Genomic DNA, 18,806 nt, shown 5'->3' with positions numbered 1-18,806 from the left:
GGGTCGAATTCTCAAGGGCCACAATATCGACGGCCTAAGGGTATTCCGGGCTTAGAGTAATGTCACCACCGAGAGTTCAAAGACAGCACCGAAAAATCTCACGACCTGGCCAACTGGAAGCAGAAAATAATAAAGCAGCGCATGTTTGCGCTGCTTACAACACCGTTCGTGGCATGGCTCAGGCTTTTCCACCTTGGCGGACCGACTCATCAGCGCGGCTGGCTGTGTTCCTCGACAAGCGCAGCTTGCCCTGATGCAGTAACAGCGATGAAAGTATCAGCCCCGCGCCAACCAGAATATTTGCCGAGAGCGACTCATCTGCCACCAACACCCCGATAACAATCGCCAATATCGGCGACACAAAGGGGATCAGTGAGACCACTTCTACCGACATGGTCTTGAGGATAAAGTAATAGGCGACAAAGCCCACCAAAGAGGCCACCAGCGCCAAGTACAACAGTGACGCCAGTGAGGTCGGGCTAATCACCAAGGGCTCTACCCCCACCACAAAAACCCAGGTTAGCACTAGGCCCGGCAGCGAAAAGGCCATGGCACCCAATGCTTGCTCCAGGGGTTCCACCGTCAACTGTGCGTTCAGGCGTTTTACCCACAGCGCACTGCCCGAGAACAACAGGTTAGAGGTCAACATCAGGCCAATGCCCAGAGCGGCATCCGGCGGCAGCGCCACGTCGTCGGCCAGGATGCAGAGCAAGCCCATGACCGCCAAAACAATCGCCAACACCTTGCGGGGCCGAAGCAGATTCTCTCCCAGAATGGGCTTTGCCAGCACGGCGGTAACCAGGGGGTTAAGGCCAAACATCAGCGCCATCAGCCCCGAGGGAATGTATTCAGCGGCCTGATAAACCAAGACCATATTGGGGAACAGGCTAATCGATGCCGCCAGGTAAAGGCGCCAGTGACTGCGGATATTGAGCCCCGCCAGGCCGAAGACTGTGCAGATTAAACTGCCCACGGCAAAGGCCAGGGCCATTCGCAGTGTCAGCCCCGCCATGGGCGCCAGAGAGTCACCGCCGAGTTTGATCGCCAGCGGCGTCGTCGCCCAGATCAGAATAACCAGCAAATAGTTTAATCGCGGGAACATGGCCCGATTCCTTTATCTCGTTTATGGCTTGAGACAGAACCGGCCCAACAAAAAAGGCCGCGGATCTGAACTCTGCGGCCTTTTGAAAAATGGTGTTTTTGTATCTCAGCTAACTGCTCGTTGTCGTCCATTTTTCCGCCGCATAAGCACGTGCCCAGCGCACACAGGCAATGCGCTTGGCGACGACTAGCATGGCGGTAAAAACGTGGTTCACAGTGGTGACAACCCGGTAAATGGAACAACCCATTAACTATAAGCCAAGGAACTGTCCATTCACAAGGTCGATGTCGTGATAATTTGGGGGCGCTAGCGTATTAGCGTGGCAAACGGGCGGTGTCTATGTAAGAGATTTCCTAGCCTTTCAGTCTAGAAGGCCGTAGTGACAATCCCCACAACTCCAATCAAACACACAGCACCAAGTACCATAGCACCGATGGCCAGGCGCAAACGTTTCATAGCTTCAACATCGCTGATTTCGTGTGACATCGCTATACTCCTCAATTGTGTTGGAATGCGACTGGATCAATTGCCGACACCGCGCCGCAAGGAGAATGTTCTCGCCAATTGACCGCTTGCGCGCTGATCCAGATCAAACAAAGCGCATTCCGACGCATCGAAAAGCCCTAGGCCCACCCCGCATAGACGGCGGGGTCCAGCATCAGACACCAGAGCAGACGGACCAACTTGTGACCCGCCAACGCCCCAATCTTCTGTCAACTGTGTATTCGGTGACCACACTGCTTACAGCCCTGATGCTAAGTTGGTTGCTGCTATTGAGTGTCGATTTCGGTTACGGCTTTTGGTACGACGCCATTGGTATCGACGACAACATTAGTGAGTTCGGTCCCGAGAACCGTTACCGGGACGGCTTTGAAGATACCAGCCGTGAGCAACGTCTCAGACTGTTTGCGCAGATCGTCGACGGGGTGAGCCATAGCGGCACTGGACTGGAGGATATTGTCTACACCACGCCTCGCCACGATGTCCCCATTCCCCTGCTCCGCTACGACGAGATTGTCCACCTGCAAGATGTCGCCAACTTGATTGATAGCTGGCACAGCGCCGGAGCGATAGGGAGCGCAGCGTGGCTATTGCTGACTGCAGGGCTGGTTTATCGGCCACGGGCGCTGGCCTCATTAGGCAGAGTCGCCATCGGTTACGGCATTATCGCCCTTATTGCCGGAGTGACCTTAGCCCTACTGGGCTTCGAAAAGGTCTTTTATCAACTTCATATCTGGATTTTTCCGGAGGACCACCCCTGGTTTTTCTATTATCAGGACTCGTTAATGTCCACCATGATGAAGGCGCCAGACCTGTTTATGTATATCGCCCTGGCATGGATCGCGATGGCCGTACCGCTGTTTTGCGGTCTCTACATCGCCGCAAGACGACTGTTGCTAACCCGGCCACCATTGGCTGGGAATCCGTCCCTGCTGAAACAGTGACGCCAAGTCCATCCCCACTGCCACCCCGGCGTGAACCAAAAACCCACCCCAAATCGAATTGGATCGCAGTGCTAAAATCCCCAGAAATAAGCCAAAGGGAATGGCGCCCAGGGCCTCCGGCCACAATTTGGGAAAGTGGATCATCAAATACGGCACACACATGATCCACACCGCGTTTGCCCCCACCGCCGGACGCAATGCCTGCAAAAAGAAGCCACGAAAGAAAAATTCTAAACAGACAAACTGAGTCAGATACAGCAACTCCCAACTGATCAGATCGAACCAGCTGCGCCCCGCCTGTTTATAAAATGGATAGTGATTGAGGAAGTCGGCATTGAGGCTGGCCAAAAAGATAAATATCAGAATCGGCGACAACAGCAGCAGATAGCCCCGCCAGTGCTCAGTGGTCTGCGCCCAGCGCCAGCCAAATTCGACCATCCGCGCCTTCATAAAACGGCGGATTACCAACCACGGAATCAGCACATAGCCCACTACGTGCCAGAAGGTCCACCAGGCGTAGATGATCAGATCGCCAAAGCCCGTCGCCCGAAGCTGGAACCACCAGTAGGTTCGGTATTTGCCCTGGGCCTCACTGATATCCCCTAAAAAGGCCAGCATGGTGGAGGAATATTTCAGGTAGTGGATTAGAAACAGGCAACAGGCTACGCAAGCGAGGACCGTAAATACCCGGCGTGACGCCGCCCTGCGATCCAAAGAGTAGCTATTTGGTTCGTCGTCAATACTGTCCAGTACTTGGAAAATACGACGGGGATCTATATAGCCAAGCATGGCTGTCCTCTGGCAAAGATTGGTGGGCGCCCACAAAGTTTACCCTATGGTTCGCCCTGACTCACAGAAGCCGTCTGGATTTTGAGCTATGCTTCTTGGGGCTATCACCGATTATTCTTCACCGGGAAAGGAATCGCCATGACTACAATCCTCTTAACCGCCCTACTCTCAAGTCTGTTTACCGCGGTGCTGCTAATGCTGTTAAGTTATTTTGTGCTGGCACCCAAAGTCAGGGAATACCTTGAGGACAAAATACTCCCCGAGGCACAGGACCGTGTGCGAGATGGTGTTACGGAGGGGATAGAAGGCGTATTGCCCAGTATCAGCGGCAAAGTGAGAGAGGGTTTGACCGAAGCCTTGGTGGATGCCGCCAACGGTGGATTGGCGAGCCGGGCTCCGGCCAAGATTGCCGGCGATATCGAGAAATTGATCGGCAGCGTATTCGGTCGCAAATAAGCCTTCGGCCCCGTAGGTTGGGTTGAAGAATGAAACCCAACGCTTGTCGGTTATAAATGGATCCGAGAGTTGGGTTTGGCAACCCAACCTACATGCGGTCCACCTCACTATCTGGCGCGCGCGGCGATGCGCCGATACTCGCGATAGGTAGGAGTCCAGAAATGCCGCTCTATGCGATCCCTTAGGGTATCGTCGTCGGTCTCTATCGCCAGGCCCTGTTGCTGAGCAGTGCGAGCCACGGTAAAAGCGATTTTCTTGCTGAGTTCCGCCAGCTCATCCAGGGGTGGCAAAATGGCATTCACCCGGCGCACGCTGCGCTGGGATTCCGCCTCCGCAGCGCTGTCGGCCAGGGTCACAGCGGCGGCCATCAGCATCTCGTCACTGACTCGGCTGGCCTTGCTGGCCACCACTCCCAAACCTATTCCTGGAAAGATATAGGCATTATTGCATTGGGAAATCTCGTAGGTGCGGCCCTGGTAAGCCACTGGAGCAAAGGGGCTGCCAGTGGCGACGATTGCCTCACCCTGGGTCCATTCTATGACCTGTTCCGGGGTGGCCTCAGCGTGGCGGCTGGGGTTACTCAAGGGCAGGATAATGGCCTGATCACAATTGGCGTGCATATGCCGGATAACGTCTTCGGTAAACAAGCCGCCCTGGCCAGACACACCGATCAGTACCGTTGGCTTGGCGTTGTCCACCACATCTAACAACGAGGGATAATCAGACCCTGAAGCAACCCAGTCTGCTATAGCGGCCTGGGGCTGCACCAGTGGCGCCTGAAAATCCACCAGATTGTCCATGCCTTCTGTGAGCAGCCCGAAGCGATCCACCATAAAGACCTGACGCCGTGCCTGCTCGTCGCTCAGGCCCTGCTCCACCATCGCGCGGATTATTTGCTCGGCAATACCACAGCCCGCCGAGCCGGCGCCCACAAACGCAATGCGCTGGTCTCTCAGCTCAGAGCCCGCCAGCTTGCAGGCGGCCAATAGTGTACCGAGTGTTACCGCCGCGGTGCCCTGAATATCATCGTTGAAACAGCAGACCCGATCCTTGTGGCGCTGCAGTATCGGCATGGCATTGGGCTGGGCAAAATCTTCAAACTGAATCAACACGCCGGGCCAACGCTCGGAGGCGGCCTCGATGAAGCGGTCGACAAAGGCGTCATACTCATCTTTTTCAACCCGAGGGTGACGCATCCCCATATACATGGGGTCGTCCAGTAGCTTCTTATTATTGGTACCCACATCCAGTACCACGGGCAGGGTGTAAGCCGGGCTGATACCGCCACAGGCCGTGTACAGTGACAGTTTGCCGATGGGAATTCCCATACCGCCTATACCCTGATCCCCCAAGCCCAGTACTCGCTCACCATCGGTGACCACCAGCACTTTGACCTTGTCCTTGGTCACATTGCGCAGAATATCCTCCATGTACTCCCGCTCTTCATAGGAGACAAAAATCCCCCGGGCGCTGCGGTAGATGTCGGAGAAATGCTCGCAAGCCTCACCCACTGTAGGGGTATAGATGATGGGTAGCATCTCCTCCAGATTGTCGGTCAACAGGCGGTAGAACAGAGTCTCGTTGTTGTCCTGGATTACCCGCAGGTAGATGTGCTTGTTAATCGGCTCATCGAAGCTGGAGTACTGCATGTAGGCCCGCTCCACCTGCTCGTCGATGCTCTCATAGCGGGGGGGCAGCAAGCCCATGAGGTTAAAACTTCGGCGTTCAGCCTCGGTGAAGGCTGAGCCTTTGTTGAGCAAAGGCGTTTCCAACAGGGAGGGTCCTGCATAAGAAATATACAGTGGCTTTAGACTGTTCATAATTTGAGTCTGGGTTACGGCGCTAACGATGGCCGGGGCAATGCCCGGAAGAGCCGTCATTCTAGAGCCTTAGCCCACCCAGCTCCAGCCCAAGTGGCAAAACTACCCCCTTGGGCAGGGTGACAGTGTCAACACTGTGTTGGGTACAGGTCCCAGGTTACTCCAGGGCCAAGGGCGCAGTAACCAGTGGTATGGCGGGCAGGATAACCAGCTCGGTGGATACCAGGGTCCCTCCATTCATGACGTAGTCAAACAATTGACCGGGGTTTTGAGTCAGTACATCAAAAACCGGGATCAACTGGCCTATCAACGGGCCACCTAGCCCAGTCACCACACCGAGGGGACCACCGTTATTTGAGAATAGCAGCTCACCCGCACTGGGAAGCAACAAAGGCAAGCCCAACAGTCCGGTGGGCAAAAGCGCGTCCAGGCCACCATCTCCGGCATCCACGCCACCTGACAAGCTACCCAGGCCAGCAGTGAGCCCTCCCTGCAATTCTCCAAGTACCGTTGTAATCCCCTCAGGAGAACTGCCCAAAATACCACCTAATATAGGCAGCTGAGGAAGACTCGGCTCTGCCTTAGCGCTGATAGACGACAGGACCAGACAACTTACTGCAATAGCATATTTTAGATTTTTAAACATTGAGAACCTCTTTAGTTAAGTTGTTATTTTTCCAGCACGCTGCTATCAGAACAGCGTGTCGAAGTCCCACTTCAGACGCAGACCATAGAGTCTTGGCGGCGCCAGGGTGACGGTGCGACCAAAGTCCTGCTGCAGAATACTCTGATAGTAGTCCTTATCTTTGGCGTTCTTAACAAAAGCTGTCAGCTGCAGGCCAAGCGGATCATAGAAGTAGGACAGGCGTGCATCCCACAGCTCGTATTGATCCTGCTCGTAAAACGGCGAGTTTTGCGGTGTGGTGTTGTAGCCACTGTTAAAGTAGTAGTCCACCCCAATTTCGAAATTACCCAAGTCGCCGGCGGGAATGTATTGGTTCACCGAAACACTTGAAGTAAAACGCGGCGTGCGGACAATCCGATTGCCACTGAAATCGCGGGAGGTGTCACCCAACAGACTGTCGGCACCAAAATACAAACCGGTGTCATCGTCAAAACCTGCGCCATCGGGGTAGTCGGTATAGTAAGCGTCCAGGTAGGTAGCACCACCGGTGATCACTAGCCCAGAGTTCCAGTCCGGCATCGGTTGCCATTGGAAGTCTACCTCAGCGCCTTCAATTTCAGCCTCACCGGCATTTCGGAAACTAACGATACCACCGGAGGGGATCGCTACGATTGCGGTCAACAGCCCCTCAATTTCCGTCTTGAATATGGCACCGTTGAGCCTTAGGTTGCCGTCCAACAAGTCTGACTTAAAGCCCAATTCAAAAGCAGTCGCTTCCTCACGCCGCACGGGATTGGGGTTGGTAAAGAAGTTTACGATATTGTATGTAGGACTCTTGTAGCCACGCTGTGCCGAGGCAAATATCTGAATGGTATCTGTCGCGAAATACTGCAAGGCGATACGCGGAGAGACGGTATTCTCTTCGAGATCCGGCGCTGTAAAGTCCGATATACGAATATTGTAGGACTGGTCGCCCGACTTGAAATACTCATTCGGTGGGTTACCCGCCAAAGGACTAACCACATCCAGATAGCTATTGGTAATGCCCCGAGTTTCTTCCTGGTAGCGAATACCCGCAGTAACATTGATTCGATCCGTGGCAAACCAAGTTGCCTGGGCGAAAGCCGAATCAGACTCTGTGGTGAGAATACCGCCATTACCCAGTACGACGTCCGGCGTGCTGTTGATTATTGGCCCTAATATTGGCGACAGGAGATCAGGTAAGCCAATGATATTGGCAACCAGCCCTGCCGGGTTAACAGTCAAATACAGACTACCGAAGCCACCCTCGCCTTCCAGTCGGTAAAGACCTGCTACCCACTCAATATGGTCAGCCAACCAGGTATCCTCATTTGAGAGCACCTGCAACTCGTAGGTTTTTTGGTAGTTAAACTGGTCCGCACTGTAGAAATAGGCTTGGGATTGTTCTGTCGAATCAAGGTCGTAGTGAGCTTCATCCACGTCGGCGTCGTTTTCCGAATAGATAAATTTCACATCTACCGGACCGGGCTGCCATTCGATGATCGCACCGTAAAGAGTATTCAGCGTCGAGTTCCCGCCCAGCTTGTTATTGTGCCATACGCGATCGGGCTCATCGGGCTCTACACCACCGGCCAGCAAGGGTGCCGGGCGAGTATTTTCCTGAGACAGGGAGTTACTGGTGAACTGGTTGTTATACTGAGCGATAAACGTGGCACTCAGGTTATCCAAGGGATCCCAGCGCACTTTGAGCCGCGCGCCCTCGGCAAAATCTGAGCGCATCGGGCCGCGTTCGCCAAGGACTTCATTGCGACCGTAGAGATCTTGGTGGCTTTTAAACAACGCTACCGTAGCCCCAAGCCTGTCGGTGATCGGCGTACCCAGATACAACTGATAGAGCTCAGAGTTGTAATTGCCAAACTCCGTTTTTAGAGAGCCGACAAACTCTTCGGGCGGATCCTCTGTAATGATGCTAATCGCACCACCAGTGGCGTTGCGACCAAACAGAGTCCCCTGCGGCCCCTTGAGTACCTCAACCCGCTCGATAGGGCCAAGCGTATCCTGCTTACCCTGACTCGGGCCGATATTGATACCATCGATATAGGTGGCGATACTGGGATCGGCATTGGGCAAGAAAGCATCGGTACCGATACCCCGCATATAGATAACGGTATACCCATATGTATAGGTAAAGGTCAGCCCCGGGGTAATTTTTTGCAGGTCGGCGGTAGCTTCAACACCGAGAGCGTCGAGCTTCTCACCGCCAAAGGCACTGATCATAATCGGCACGTCCTGGGAGTTCTCCTCCCGTTTTTGCGCCGTGACCATCACCTCCTCGAGCAAGCGGTTGCTACTGGACGCACCACCGCCGCTCTCTTGAGCATGACTGCCCAGCGAGATCAAAGTCGGTGCCGTAAATACAGCAATAAGTGAAGATATTTTCTGAATTTTCAACATAGTCCCACACCACGTTTATTTTTATCAGATCAAGTTTTTAGTTTTAAATACTGCTTTTTTGTTGTTTGTATAACGTCAGCTGCCTACCGAACCAAAGCCAGTATCAGCAAGCTCGCAGCAAATAAATCCGCTGCGGCAAATACCGCGAAAATAACCGACACACCCGATAACGCCAGCCATCCCAACCAGGCAGCAGCCGCCAGCTTTACCAGCAGACTGGTTTGTACAATCAAGCGACTATCGGTACTGGCAAGGCGTATCCAAGCCAGGCCGAGCCCCAATACACCCGCCAATCCGAGTAGTGGTGTAGCCAGAGAAAGCGACGCCGCTGACCAGTCGCTCGCGCTGAAGGACAACACAAACTCCAACAGGTAATGATTCAGTCCCGGTGTTGCCAGAACCAGAAACAACACCAGGTCGATATAGTAGACAGAACGGTGATTAGTCATTGGAGGTGAAGGCCTCTTGAGCGACCACTGTGTTCATAAAGTCTCTAAAGTGCAGCCACTTACCGTCCCGACACTCGATAATATGGGCAAAGTCGGAGGTAATTTCTCGACCATCGCGCTTGGTGGTGAGGTGTAAATGCCCCAACACAGCGACCCAATTTCCCTCGGTGATAAATTTATCGGGTTGGAATACATGGATATTTACCGAACTCAGCACAGTCTCAAAAAAGCGCCGGCACTCCGAGGCACCACGGTAGTGACCGGCGTAAGGTATGACACTGGGGCCGTAAAAATCGATGGTGGCGTCGCTGTCCAGTAATTCGCAGATGCCGTCGACATCGTGATTACCGAAGCGTTGGAAGACTTCTTGTGTTACCGCCAAGCTATCCATCATGAACTCCTTATTCTCGCTATCATTATGTTGCTATTTATTCTTACCGGGCTCGAAAACGAGTCGGCTAACTATTCTTCAGGGGCCAGCGTTATCGACAGGCTTCTGCCCTCCTCCCGCTCACGGCATTGACACAGCAGCCGGCTGGAAGACTGTGAATACAACAGCCCCTCCAGCACTTCTCGCTCGTCATCTTCCATGGGATAGAGCTTGTGTTGATCGTCACCATCCACAAGCACATGACAGGTGGCACAGGAGCAGCAGCCACCACACAGGCCGTCAATTTTCAGCTCCCCGCAGAGCTCGTCGAACAACTCCCGGAGGCTGCCAACCTGATACTGGCTGGTCGCACCTTCGCGGTCTGTGAGCTCCACAGCAATCGATGCATTTTGTTTGCTTAAGGCTGACATATCCGCAATCAACCCTCGCCCGCCTCAGATGGCTTCAGAACTACCGGCAAAGTGCTAAACCCGTAGGCCAATAGGCCACCTGACTGACGCCGGGTATTGGATAATTCACCTTCTACCGTGCTGCAGGTATCGAGGATGCCGTTCAACATTGTCTCCCCTTCTACCCTGGCCAATGGCGCGCCTAAGCAGTGGTGGATGCCCCGGCCAAAGGTAAGGTGGCGGTTGATGTTGTCACGGTTGATAATGAACTGCTCGGGATTGGGGAAAGCACTCTCATCGTGGTTACCCGCCGCCATAAAGAAGGCCAGCCACTCACCTTTCTTCAGCTGTCGGCCGCCAACTTCACAGTCTTCTAGTACCACACGGAACAAGCGTTGCGGTGGACCATCCCGACGCAGGCACTCTTCCATAAAGGGGCGGATTAGCTTTCTGTCCTGCTTGAGCTTGTCAAACCAGGTCTTGTCCTCTAATAGCACACCGATCAGGTTACCGAGGAAATAGGTGGTAGTTTCCGCGCCTGCGACCACCAGGGTGATACAAAACAGCGTGACCTCATCCTTAGTGAGGGTATCGCCATCGCTCTCGGCATTGATAAATGCCGTCATCAGGTTATCTTCGACTTCTTCACCCGCCTCAATCGCGGCATAACGCTCCCCGACCTTGGCGACAAAGTACTCAAACAGTTCTTTGTTGCACTCCAGGCGCTCTTCGGGGGTGAAATCTGACGACACCATAAAGGCGTTCGCCCAGCGCACCAGCTTTTTGTAGTCCTGCTTGGGTAGCCCCATCAGATAGGTCATCACCATAGCGGGGATCACACCGGCTACCGACTCCATAAAGTCAGTCTGCTTGCCCAGATTCTCGGCGATGATGGTTGTCACATCGGCCCGCAGCCGATCAACGATATTGTCGTGAATACGGCGGGGGGTGAAGGCAATTTTAGCCAGATTGCGCAGCGCGGTATGACGCGGCTGGTCGTGGTTGACCAGCATCAGGCTGGGCGCCGAGGAGTTGGCCTGCATCGGATCTTCCGACGAAAACAACTGTGGATTGCGCAAAATAAAATCTACGTCGTCGTAACGTGTGAACACCCAGGCCGGGAAAGGTTGATCCACACCGGGGACTGTGCCGGGGGGATAGTCCAGCAAGCCGTAGACCGGCGGATTATCCCGCAAGACTTTATAACTGGGGTAAGGATTTTGAATGGTCTCGGGTGAGAGCATTGCATCCAATACAGCGTCCACATTGGAGGCGCCAGAATTTACCGTTACTTGGCTCATAGTTTCCTCATTATGTTATTCACCGCCTCGAACAAACGGGGATAAGGGGGTGTGACCAACGACGAGGTATCAATCGCACCGGATTTAAATACCGGACGGAGGTTGGAAAACTCCTGAAACCCATCGATACCGCGGTACTTACCCATACCGCTGGCGCCGACGCCCCCAAAGGGGAAATCGTCATTGGCGTACTGAAAAATAATGTCGTTTTTAACCAGGGCGCCGCAGCGGATTTGCCGAGCAACATGCTCAAAGCCCGCACTGCTGCGGCCAAAATAGTAGGCGACCAGGGGATGCGGACGGGCGGCAACTTCAGCCAGTTGTTCAGTCACCGAATTACAGGTACGTACCACTACCACTGGCCCAAAAATCTCTTGCGAACAAATTGCCATATCGGCATCGGGGTTGATCACAATATCGGCCCGATATGCCCCGCATTGCACTGTGCGAACATCGGCGCCGGCCTGACGGGCCTCGTCAACCAGAAAATCAATCCGCTGACGGTGTCTATCGTTGACCACGTCGACGCCGTCGCTGTCGTGAGCGGAGGCCATGTGTTGTAAGGCCGCTTCAAGGGCCGACACAAAGGGCTCTAGCTGGGCGGGATTCAGCATCACATAGTCAGGTGCAATGCAGATTTGGCCCGCGTTAAATATTTTGCCGAACGCGACTTTTTTTGCAGCTTGGGACAGATCGGCATCATCGGCGATCATCACTGGGGATTTTCCCCCTAACTCCAGAGTTAGCGGCACTAGATTATTCGCCGCTGCCGCCATAATGGACTTGGCAATCACCTCGCCGCCGGTGTAAATCAAATGATCGAAAGGCAGCTCGACAAACTGCTTCGCGACCTCGACACCTCCGCAGGCCACTGCCACCTCGTCGGGCTGAAAGTACTCACTACAGGCGGCCTGAATAAGCTCTGCCGTGGCTGGGGTGACTTCCGAGGGTTTGATAAACACCCGGTTGCCGGCAGCAAAGGCAGACACCACCGGGGAAAAAGTCAGATTGACCGGGAAATTCCAGGGGCTAATTACCCCCACAACCCCCTTGGGGACATATTCGCTATAACTGCGCGCGCCGGTGAGCCGCAAACTCATATCAACTTGACGGGGGGTTTTAGCCATCCAGAAACGCAAATGACGGCGAGCGTGGTTGATAGATTTCAGCGTGGTGGTGATATCGGCAAAGGCGCTTTGGCGCTTGGAACGGTGGCCGTAGTCCTGGTTCATTGCGTCACACAACAGTCCTTCCTTGTCCCGGAGCATGGCTTCCAGTCGCGTCAGGCGGTCACGGCGGACGGCTAACGACGGATAGACCTCGTCTCCCGCAGCCCGACTTAAGGCCTGAAACTGTGTGCTCAGGGAATTGGATTCCACGACTCGCTCCGCTGTTGCTTTGTTATTTGCCGAGTATGTTAGTGTCGAGACAATAATAGTGTCAACAGGAAACTATTTATTTTTGATTACTTTGTCACATAAAAACTAATTCTTGACAGATCAATCCCAGGCCCATAACTTTTGAGCGTTTGACATCAGTAACTTGGAGCAAGGATTGAAGAACAGCTGGAAAAAACCCACGGATGTGCCCGCCACACAGGACAATGCGCCGGCAATGTTCCTCGATTATTTCTATCCGATTCACTTTTCCATCGGGATGAAAATCGAGGCGGGACTCATGGAATGCGGGCGATTGGATCGCCACCAAACGGTAATCATGTGGATACTCCGTTCAGAACTACAGCGTACCGAAAAAACCGCCATCCACCGCAAGGATGTGGTACGGCTGATGACCAACTGGTACGACATTACCAGTAGCAGTGTCTCCAAGGCCTTGCGCGCGCTATCACGTGAGCCGCTGGGCTATATCACCCTCAGCGAAGACCCCAATTCGGGTCGGGAAAAACTGATAGAAATGACCGACGCCGGGCGACAGCATTGCGATGAAATGATCGCCAGCGCCTGCAAGGTTATTCGGCGAATCACCGATCACTTCTCAAAGGAAGAGAATCAAATGGGTATTTATATGTTTATGCGCATGGATGACGAGTTCTCTGCCTACCGGGATGACGACAATAAATAATCGACGCTGAAGATTTAAACTCAGCCTGCAAATAACTGTCGGGTCCACCGAAGTTCTGTTGCATAATAAACGCACACAGCCCTATCGCCGGCGGACCGGTAACACAGGAACGTGGCCGGTGAAGCCTGTGCTTGAACCACAGTGACGACCCACAAAAATCATTCATTGTGGCTATCCCAACCAAGAACGTATGGAGACTTTAACCCATGATTCAGAATCGTAACTTTCTGGGCCATGCCCGCGCCTCGGCATTGGCAATGGCCGTAGTGAGCTTTGCCCCTATGGCAATTAGCGCCACGGGCTGGCAAGCGACTTACAGCGGTGATCTGAATGGATCGGTCAAGGGAGGCATTGTGGTTCCCGGCGGCACCTCAATGGTATCGATGGTGCGGGGCGCCAGCATGTCGGAGGACATGAGGTCGATGGGTACCGCAGCCCTATCAGTGAAGGTGATGAGCCTACCTGGTCAAGCTCCGTCATTGAAGGAATTTGATCTAACCCTCGCGGACGGCACCACCTGTCGCTTAAAACCGGATGGTAGTGAAAAAGCCGACCTGCGGGATTCTTCCACCAAGTCCTACGATATCAGCCTGAGTGGAACCCTGGAGTGCGACGGCGGGAAAATGATTAGCGCGCAAGCGTCCGCCAAGAAATAGGCGGCAAAAACATTGTGACAAAAAAATGGGGTGGCTAAAGCCACCCCATTTTCGTTGGGGGTTTCCCTACTTACTTGTTGACGTCTACCACTACGCGACCGCGCAGCGTGCCTTTCATCAACTGGTCAGCAACATCAATCGCCTCTGCCAGGCTGATGTCCTTGGCGATCAAATCCAGGTGGCTGGCGTCCAGATCCTTAGCCAAACGCTCCCAGGCGGCCATGCGAGGCGCTTTGGGGGCCATCACACTGTCGACACCCAGCAGGGCTACGCCGCGCAGGATAAAGGGCATTACCGTGCTGGGCAGATCGGCACCCTGGGCCAGACCACAGGCTGCGACGGCACCGCCGTACTTGGTAGAAGCGCAGGCATTCGCCAGGATATGGCTACCGGCTGTGTCCACCACACCGGCCCAGCGCTCTTTCTGCAGGGGGCGACCTTTCTCGGACATTTCTGCGCGATCCATGACATCGCTGGCGCCCAGTTGCTTGAGGTATTCCGCATCACTGGTTTTACCGGTCAGAGCAATAACGGTAAAGCCCGCCTTGGCCAGCAAAGATACGGCCACACTGCCAACACCACCGGTAGCACCGGTAACCAGAATCTCGCCCTGATCCGGGGTCACACCGTGATTGACCAGTGCATCTACACACAGCGCAGCGGTGTAACCGGCAGTCCCGATGGCCATCGCCTGACGGGTGGTAAAGGCGCTGGGCAGCGGCACCAGCCAATCTCCGTTGAGGCGCGCTTTTTGGGACAGGCCACCCCAGTGACCTTCACCGACACCCCAGCCGTTGAGCACCACTTTATCGCCAGCTTTATAGTCGGCGTGGCTGCTTTCAGTCACCACACCAGCCAGGTCGATACCCGGCACCATGGGAAACTTGCGCACTACAGGAGAGCTGCCGGTAATCGCCAGGCCATCCTTGTAGTTCATGGTGGAGTATTCCACGTCGATGCTGACGTTGCCCTCGGGCAGTTGCGCCTCGTCAATCTGGCTAACTTCGACCGTCTGGCCGTTGTCGTCTTTGTTAATCAGAATTGCAGAAAACATAGGCTTTATCTCTCTGGTTGCTTGGAACGGGTTACGTTTTGTAGGTGGCATTTTCTGGTTGAAACTGCCGCATTTTACTGTGCTCGTGTGGCCTTACATTCAGGCCACGCTATCCAACAGAGCCTGTACCGCGCTTTCGGCACAGGCCGCGGAGCTGGTGCCCAAGTGCGGGTTCAACATTGCCCGCTTAAGGTACAAGTGACAAGGGTGCTCCACCGCCATACCGATGCCGCCGTGCAGCTGCAGGGCTTCTTCCGCCACGGTGGCGTAGTGGCTGGTCGCCATTTGCTTGGCCGCCATGACATCGGCATCGCTGTCGGTATCCAGCACCGAGATCAACAGTGCCTCCGAGGCCTCACAAAGCGTCTTCATATCGGCGCAGCGATGCTTGAGGGCCTGGAACATCGCCAGCGGACGGCGGAACTGAATGCGGGTATTGAGGTGTTCAACCGTCATCTCCAGCAGAGCGGTTGACGCGCCCACAGCATCGGCTGCCAGCCCCAGGTCGCGCTGCATACGCAGCTGTTTAATCATCGTTTGAGCACTGCGACCTTCGGCCAGCACAGTGACATCGGCGACCGGCAACGACTGCAGTTCAACATCAAACAGACGGCGGGTGGTATCCCAGGTATCCCGGCCCTGGGCGCTGATCGCCGAATGAGACAGATCGGCGATCGCCACCAGCGACTGGTCGTCTGTCCAAAACAGTAATTGCGTCGCACTGTCGGCGCTTAACACCGCGTTCAGGGTACCGCTTAAGGTCTGAGCGCTGGCACTGAGGCCACCGTCCACCAGCGCGGCGGTAATGGCCTCGCCAGTAAAGATTTTTTCCAGGCGCTCGCTTTTGTCATCGAGGCCGGAATCACAGATGGCGCTGACAGCCATCACTGCCGGGAGATAGGGCGCGCCACTTAAGCCCCGGCCCAATTCCAGCTGTACAGCCACCGCCGCCTCGCAGCCCATACCCAGACCGCCGAGCTCCTCCGGCGCCGCCACCATCAACCAGCCCAACTCCAGGCATTGATGCCAGTAGTCCTGCTCGGCGCCCAGTTTGTCCAGGCCGTCTACCACCTGGCGGACAGCGTCTCTGAGTTCTTGAAATTCCACACTCATGTTAGTTCCTCACTCCCGGGCTCAAGACAGCTGCCACTGCTTGGGTTCACGGGGCATACCCAGCATCCGCTCGGCGATGATGTTGCGCTGAACTTCGTTGCTGCCGCCGGCGATAGACCAGTTGTAGGAGTTCATAAAATCCAGGGCCCAATTGCCGGTTTCCTGGGTCGCACCCCGCATAAAGCCACCGTGATACTGGCCTGCCAAACCTTCGCTCTGCACGCCAAGGCGCACCAGTTCTCTGAGCACCTGGGCGTAGTAAAGTTTGACGATGGAAGCATCACCGACCTGCTCCTGATCGCTAATACGCTTCTGCAGGTAGCGGTCGGCCACGGCACAGGCCGCATTCACCTGGGGAATCACCTGTCCCAGTTGTTGGCGCATGTGGGGGTCATCCAGGCGCCCCTGAGACTTTAAGGTTTCCACCAACATCGACAGCCCACCGCGCATACGCTGAGTCAGCTCCACCAGGGTCAGACCGCGTTCGGAGGCCAGGGTCGCCTGAGCCACCGCCCAGCCATTACCCTCTTCGCCGACCCGGTCCTCCACTGAGACTTCTACATCGTCGAAGAAGATCTCGGCAAACTCATCGTCACCGGTGATCTGATCGATAGGGCGCACCGACACGCCCTTGGCCTTCATATCAAGCAGCAAATAAGTCAGGCCTGCCTGAGGCGGACCGGAACCGTCGGTACGGGCCAACAACAAGCAGCGGTCAGCGTACTGGGCCATGGTGGACCAGGTTTTCTGACCGTTAATAATGTACTTATCGCCACGGCGCTCGGCACGGGTCTTCAGCGAGGCCAAATCGGAACCCGCATTGGGTTCTGAGAAGCCCTGGCACCAGATTTCTCCATTGAGGATACCGGGCAGGTATTTGTCCTTTTGCGCCTGAGAGCCACACTCAAACAGGGTACAGGCCGCATGATACAGGGCAACAAAATACAGGATCAGCCGGGGTGCGTCGGCCCTGGCCACCTCTTCAAAGATGACCTTTTGCTCAGCCAGTGAGCGCCCACCGCCGTGCCAACCTTCCGGCCAATGGGGTGTGGCGTAGCCCTGCTCCACCAGCTTTTTAAACCAGGCCTGCTGCAACTCCACAAAGGCCGGCTGTTCGGCATTGGTCATCGCGGCGCGCCAGCCCTGGGGGATATTGTCACCCAGCCAGCCGCGCACTTCCTGACGGAATTGTTCTAACTGTGTCTCGCTCATCCGATTTTTCGATCCGGTTTATTGTGTCACTGTCTGTTATGTCACTGTCTAATGTGTCTCTGTCGTGCCGAAGCTCTCTGTGATCACCTCTACACGTGCCATTCCTCCGAGACCATTACTGTACGACACTGTTGATTATATGGAGCATGTTACCGTGGCCACCCCAAAAAGGCTACAGCCAGGCGGGACCATGCACTCAGGCCAACCTCTTTGCCCAACCACCATCCTTTACCCCCCGTCGTCGCCCTGCTCCGATTCTGCAGAGGATTCGCAGACCGGCTCCCCCAAGGGTTCGTAAATTGAGGCGTAAACGGTCTCGGTGTCGAAGGCCGGCGCCATGATCAAACTGCCGTCGCTGGAGGCCTTTTCCAGGGCGGCAAAGGCGGCGTCGACATCGTCGGTATCAATCTCGTAGATCGCGGCGTAGGGATAGGCGTTCTCACCCCGCATATTGACCCGCAATTTAAAGCGCTGAGCCGAGACAAAGCCGGGCAGTGAGACAATCTGTTGCAAATGCGTATTCTGATACCAGTCGTTGTAGGCCTCGTCCTGACCGGCTACCGGTCGACTGAGTACCAGCATGCTGTAGCGCGCCATACTGCCCCCTGCCCTCTTTAACTCGCTTGAACTCGCCTGCTCTTCTTCAGCGACTTTTAGCCGCCTGGTATTGGCTCCCGGTCACTGCTATTTTTTCTCACCAAAAACCGGCTTGCGTTTCTCGATCATGGCGGCCACGGCCTCGCGATGATCATCGCTGCGCACACTGCGAGCCTCGTAGGCCAAACCGGCGTCGATGGTGGCGGTGACAATGCGTTTCAGCTCCAGGTTCAGCAGCACCTTGGTGGCGCGAATGGCACCCTGCGCCCCAGCCAAGAGTCGATCACAAAATGCGGCCACCGCATCGTCCAATTCATCGGCTGCAACACAGTGATTGATCAGGCCCATGTCTTTTGCTTCGCTGGCAGTGAGTAAGTCGCCGGTCAACAGCAATTCCTTGGCGCGACATAAGCCGATGCGTTGGGGCCAAATCGCCGCGCCACCATCACCGGCCACCAGGCCAACATTCACGTGAGGGTCGCCAATTTTCGCCCGCTCTGAGGCAAAGATCACATCGCAATACAAGGCTACGGTGGCACCCAGGCCCACCGCGTGACCGTTCATCTTGCACACTAACGGTTTATCTAAATCCAACATGGCAAACACAATGCGTTTGGCCAGGCGAACTTCCTCATCAAAGAGATCAGGGTTATTGGCATTGGTGGAGATATGGTTGATATCTCCACCAGCCGAAAAGGCTTTGCCGGCACCAGTGAGCAAAACCACGTCGGAGTCGGAGTCGGCAGCGGCAAAGACAAACACTTCTGCCAATTCCTCATGGAGGCGCAAATTTACCGCGTTCATCAACTCCGGACGATTGAGGGTAATGGTTAGCAAGCGTCCCTGGCGGGACAGCAACAGGGTGTCGTATTCAGGCAGAGCCGACATA

Annotated in this window: 19 protein-coding genes; 4 read left to right on the top strand and 15 right to left on the bottom strand. The window is 54.9% G+C overall.

The annotated features are described in order from the left end of the window. Positions 1–178: 178 nt before the first annotated feature. Positions 179–1,102: a DMT family transporter gene (locus I6N98_RS06825; protein ID WP_198571042.1), complete on the bottom strand. Its 924-nt coding sequence runs from the start codon at positions 1,100–1,102 to the stop codon at positions 179–181. Between the two features lie 728 nt (positions 1,103–1,830). On the opposite strand from I6N98_RS06825, the gene I6N98_RS06820 reads away from it, so the two are divergent. Further along, the gene (locus I6N98_RS06820; protein ID WP_232787486.1) at positions 1,831–2,547 is read left to right on the top strand and encodes a lipoprotein intramolecular transacylase Lit; all 717 of its coding nucleotides are present in this window, start codon (positions 1,831–1,833) and stop codon (positions 2,545–2,547) included. Here I6N98_RS06820 and I6N98_RS06815 read toward each other — a convergent pair. Further along, entirely contained in the window at positions 2,500–3,336 is an 837-nt protein-coding gene (locus I6N98_RS06815) for a CPBP family intramembrane glutamic endopeptidase (protein WP_198571040.1), read from the bottom strand. The two genes, I6N98_RS06820 and I6N98_RS06815, sit on opposite strands and share 48 nt — an antisense overlap. Before the next feature lie 138 nt (positions 3,337–3,474). On the opposite strand from I6N98_RS06815, the gene I6N98_RS06810 reads away from it, so the two are divergent. Further along, entirely contained in the window at positions 3,475–3,792 is a 318-nt protein-coding gene (locus I6N98_RS06810; protein WP_198571039.1) for a hypothetical protein, read from the top strand. Between the two features lie 107 nt (positions 3,793–3,899). Here I6N98_RS06810 and I6N98_RS06805 read toward each other — a convergent pair whose 3' ends face one another. The 8 genes from I6N98_RS06805 to I6N98_RS06770 all read right to left on the bottom strand — a co-directional run bounded on the left by I6N98_RS06805 (position 3,900) and on the right by I6N98_RS06770 (position 12,582). Further along, positions 3,900–5,672 carry an NAD-dependent malic enzyme gene (locus I6N98_RS06805; protein WP_420496986.1) on the bottom strand — a complete coding sequence of 591 codons (1,773 nt, stop codon included), beginning with the start codon at positions 5,670–5,672 and terminating at the stop codon, positions 3,900–3,902. 97 nt (positions 5,673–5,769) lie between these two features. Beyond that, positions 5,770–6,150: a hypothetical protein gene (locus tag I6N98_RS06800; protein ID WP_198571038.1), complete on the bottom strand. Its 381-nt coding sequence runs from the start codon at positions 6,148–6,150 to the stop codon at positions 5,770–5,772. Positions 6,151–6,303: 153 nt separating this feature from the next. Further along, entirely contained in the window at positions 6,304–8,673 is a 2,370-nt protein-coding gene (locus I6N98_RS06795) for a TonB-dependent receptor (RefSeq protein WP_198571037.1), read from the bottom strand. Between the two features lie 83 nt (positions 8,674–8,756). Then, a complete protein-coding gene (locus I6N98_RS06790) occupies positions 8,757–9,122 on the bottom strand; it encodes a hypothetical protein (RefSeq protein ID WP_198571036.1) in 366 nt (121 codons plus the stop codon). Beyond that, positions 9,115–9,516: a nuclear transport factor 2 family protein gene (locus I6N98_RS06785; protein WP_198571035.1), complete on the bottom strand. Its 402-nt coding sequence runs from the start codon at positions 9,514–9,516 to the stop codon at positions 9,115–9,117. The genes I6N98_RS06790 and I6N98_RS06785 overlap by 8 nt, the downstream gene beginning before the upstream one ends. Before the next feature lie 68 nt (positions 9,517–9,584). Then, a complete protein-coding gene (locus tag I6N98_RS06780) occupies positions 9,585–9,923 on the bottom strand; it encodes a 2Fe-2S iron-sulfur cluster-binding family protein (RefSeq protein WP_198571034.1) in 339 nt (112 codons plus the stop codon). Between the two features lie 8 nt (positions 9,924–9,931). After that, positions 9,932–11,203: a cytochrome P450 gene (locus I6N98_RS06775; RefSeq protein ID WP_198571033.1), complete on the bottom strand. Its 1,272-nt coding sequence runs from the start codon at positions 11,201–11,203 to the stop codon at positions 9,932–9,934. After that, a complete protein-coding gene (locus I6N98_RS06770; protein WP_198571032.1) occupies positions 11,200–12,582 on the bottom strand; it encodes an aldehyde dehydrogenase family protein in 1,383 nt (460 codons plus the stop codon). Before I6N98_RS06770 ends, I6N98_RS06775 begins: the two co-directional genes overlap by 4 nt. 175 nt (positions 12,583–12,757) lie before the next feature. Between I6N98_RS06770 and I6N98_RS06765 the strand changes: the two genes are divergently transcribed. Together I6N98_RS06765 and I6N98_RS06760 are read left to right on the top strand one after the other, a co-directional pair. Beyond that, entirely contained in the window at positions 12,758–13,285 is a 528-nt protein-coding gene (locus I6N98_RS06765; RefSeq protein ID WP_198571031.1) for a MarR family winged helix-turn-helix transcriptional regulator, read from the top strand. 206 nt (positions 13,286–13,491) lie between these two features. Continuing rightward, complete coding sequence (locus I6N98_RS06760; protein WP_198571030.1) at positions 13,492–13,941, top strand: hypothetical protein; 450 nt, start codon at positions 13,492–13,494, stop codon at positions 13,939–13,941. Between the two features lie 70 nt (positions 13,942–14,011). Here I6N98_RS06760 and acuI read toward each other — a convergent pair whose 3' ends face one another. From acuI to I6N98_RS06735, 5 genes are all read right to left on the bottom strand, one after another. Next, a complete protein-coding gene (acuI, locus tag I6N98_RS06755; protein ID WP_198571029.1) occupies positions 14,012–14,995 on the bottom strand; it encodes an acrylyl-CoA reductase (NADPH) in 984 nt (327 codons plus the stop codon). 99 nt (positions 14,996–15,094) lie between these two features. Further along, positions 15,095–16,108, bottom strand: coding sequence for an acyl-CoA dehydrogenase family protein (locus I6N98_RS06750; RefSeq protein ID WP_198571028.1), 1,014 nt, complete (start codon positions 16,106–16,108; stop codon positions 15,095–15,097). Positions 16,109–16,129: 21 nt separating this feature from the next. After that, positions 16,130–17,320: an acyl-CoA dehydrogenase family protein gene (locus I6N98_RS06745; RefSeq protein WP_198571027.1), complete on the bottom strand. Its 1,191-nt coding sequence runs from the start codon at positions 17,318–17,320 to the stop codon at positions 16,130–16,132. Between the two features lie 228 nt (positions 17,321–17,548). Next, complete coding sequence (locus I6N98_RS06740; RefSeq protein ID WP_198571026.1) at positions 17,549–17,917, bottom strand: DUF4286 family protein; 369 nt, start codon at positions 17,915–17,917, stop codon at positions 17,549–17,551. An 87-nt stretch (positions 17,918–18,004) separates the two neighbouring features. Further along, on the bottom strand, positions 18,005–18,805 hold the full coding sequence (locus I6N98_RS06735) for an enoyl-CoA hydratase/isomerase family protein (protein ID WP_198571025.1): 801 nt from the start codon (positions 18,803–18,805) through the stop codon (positions 18,005–18,007). Position 18,806 lies beyond the last annotated feature (1 nt).

It is taken from the genome of Spongiibacter nanhainus, assembly GCF_016132545.1.
Classification (GTDB): Bacteria; Pseudomonadota; Gammaproteobacteria; order Pseudomonadales; family Spongiibacteraceae; genus Spongiibacter; species Spongiibacter nanhainus.
This window is presented reverse-complemented; position numbering and strand designations above follow the sequence as displayed.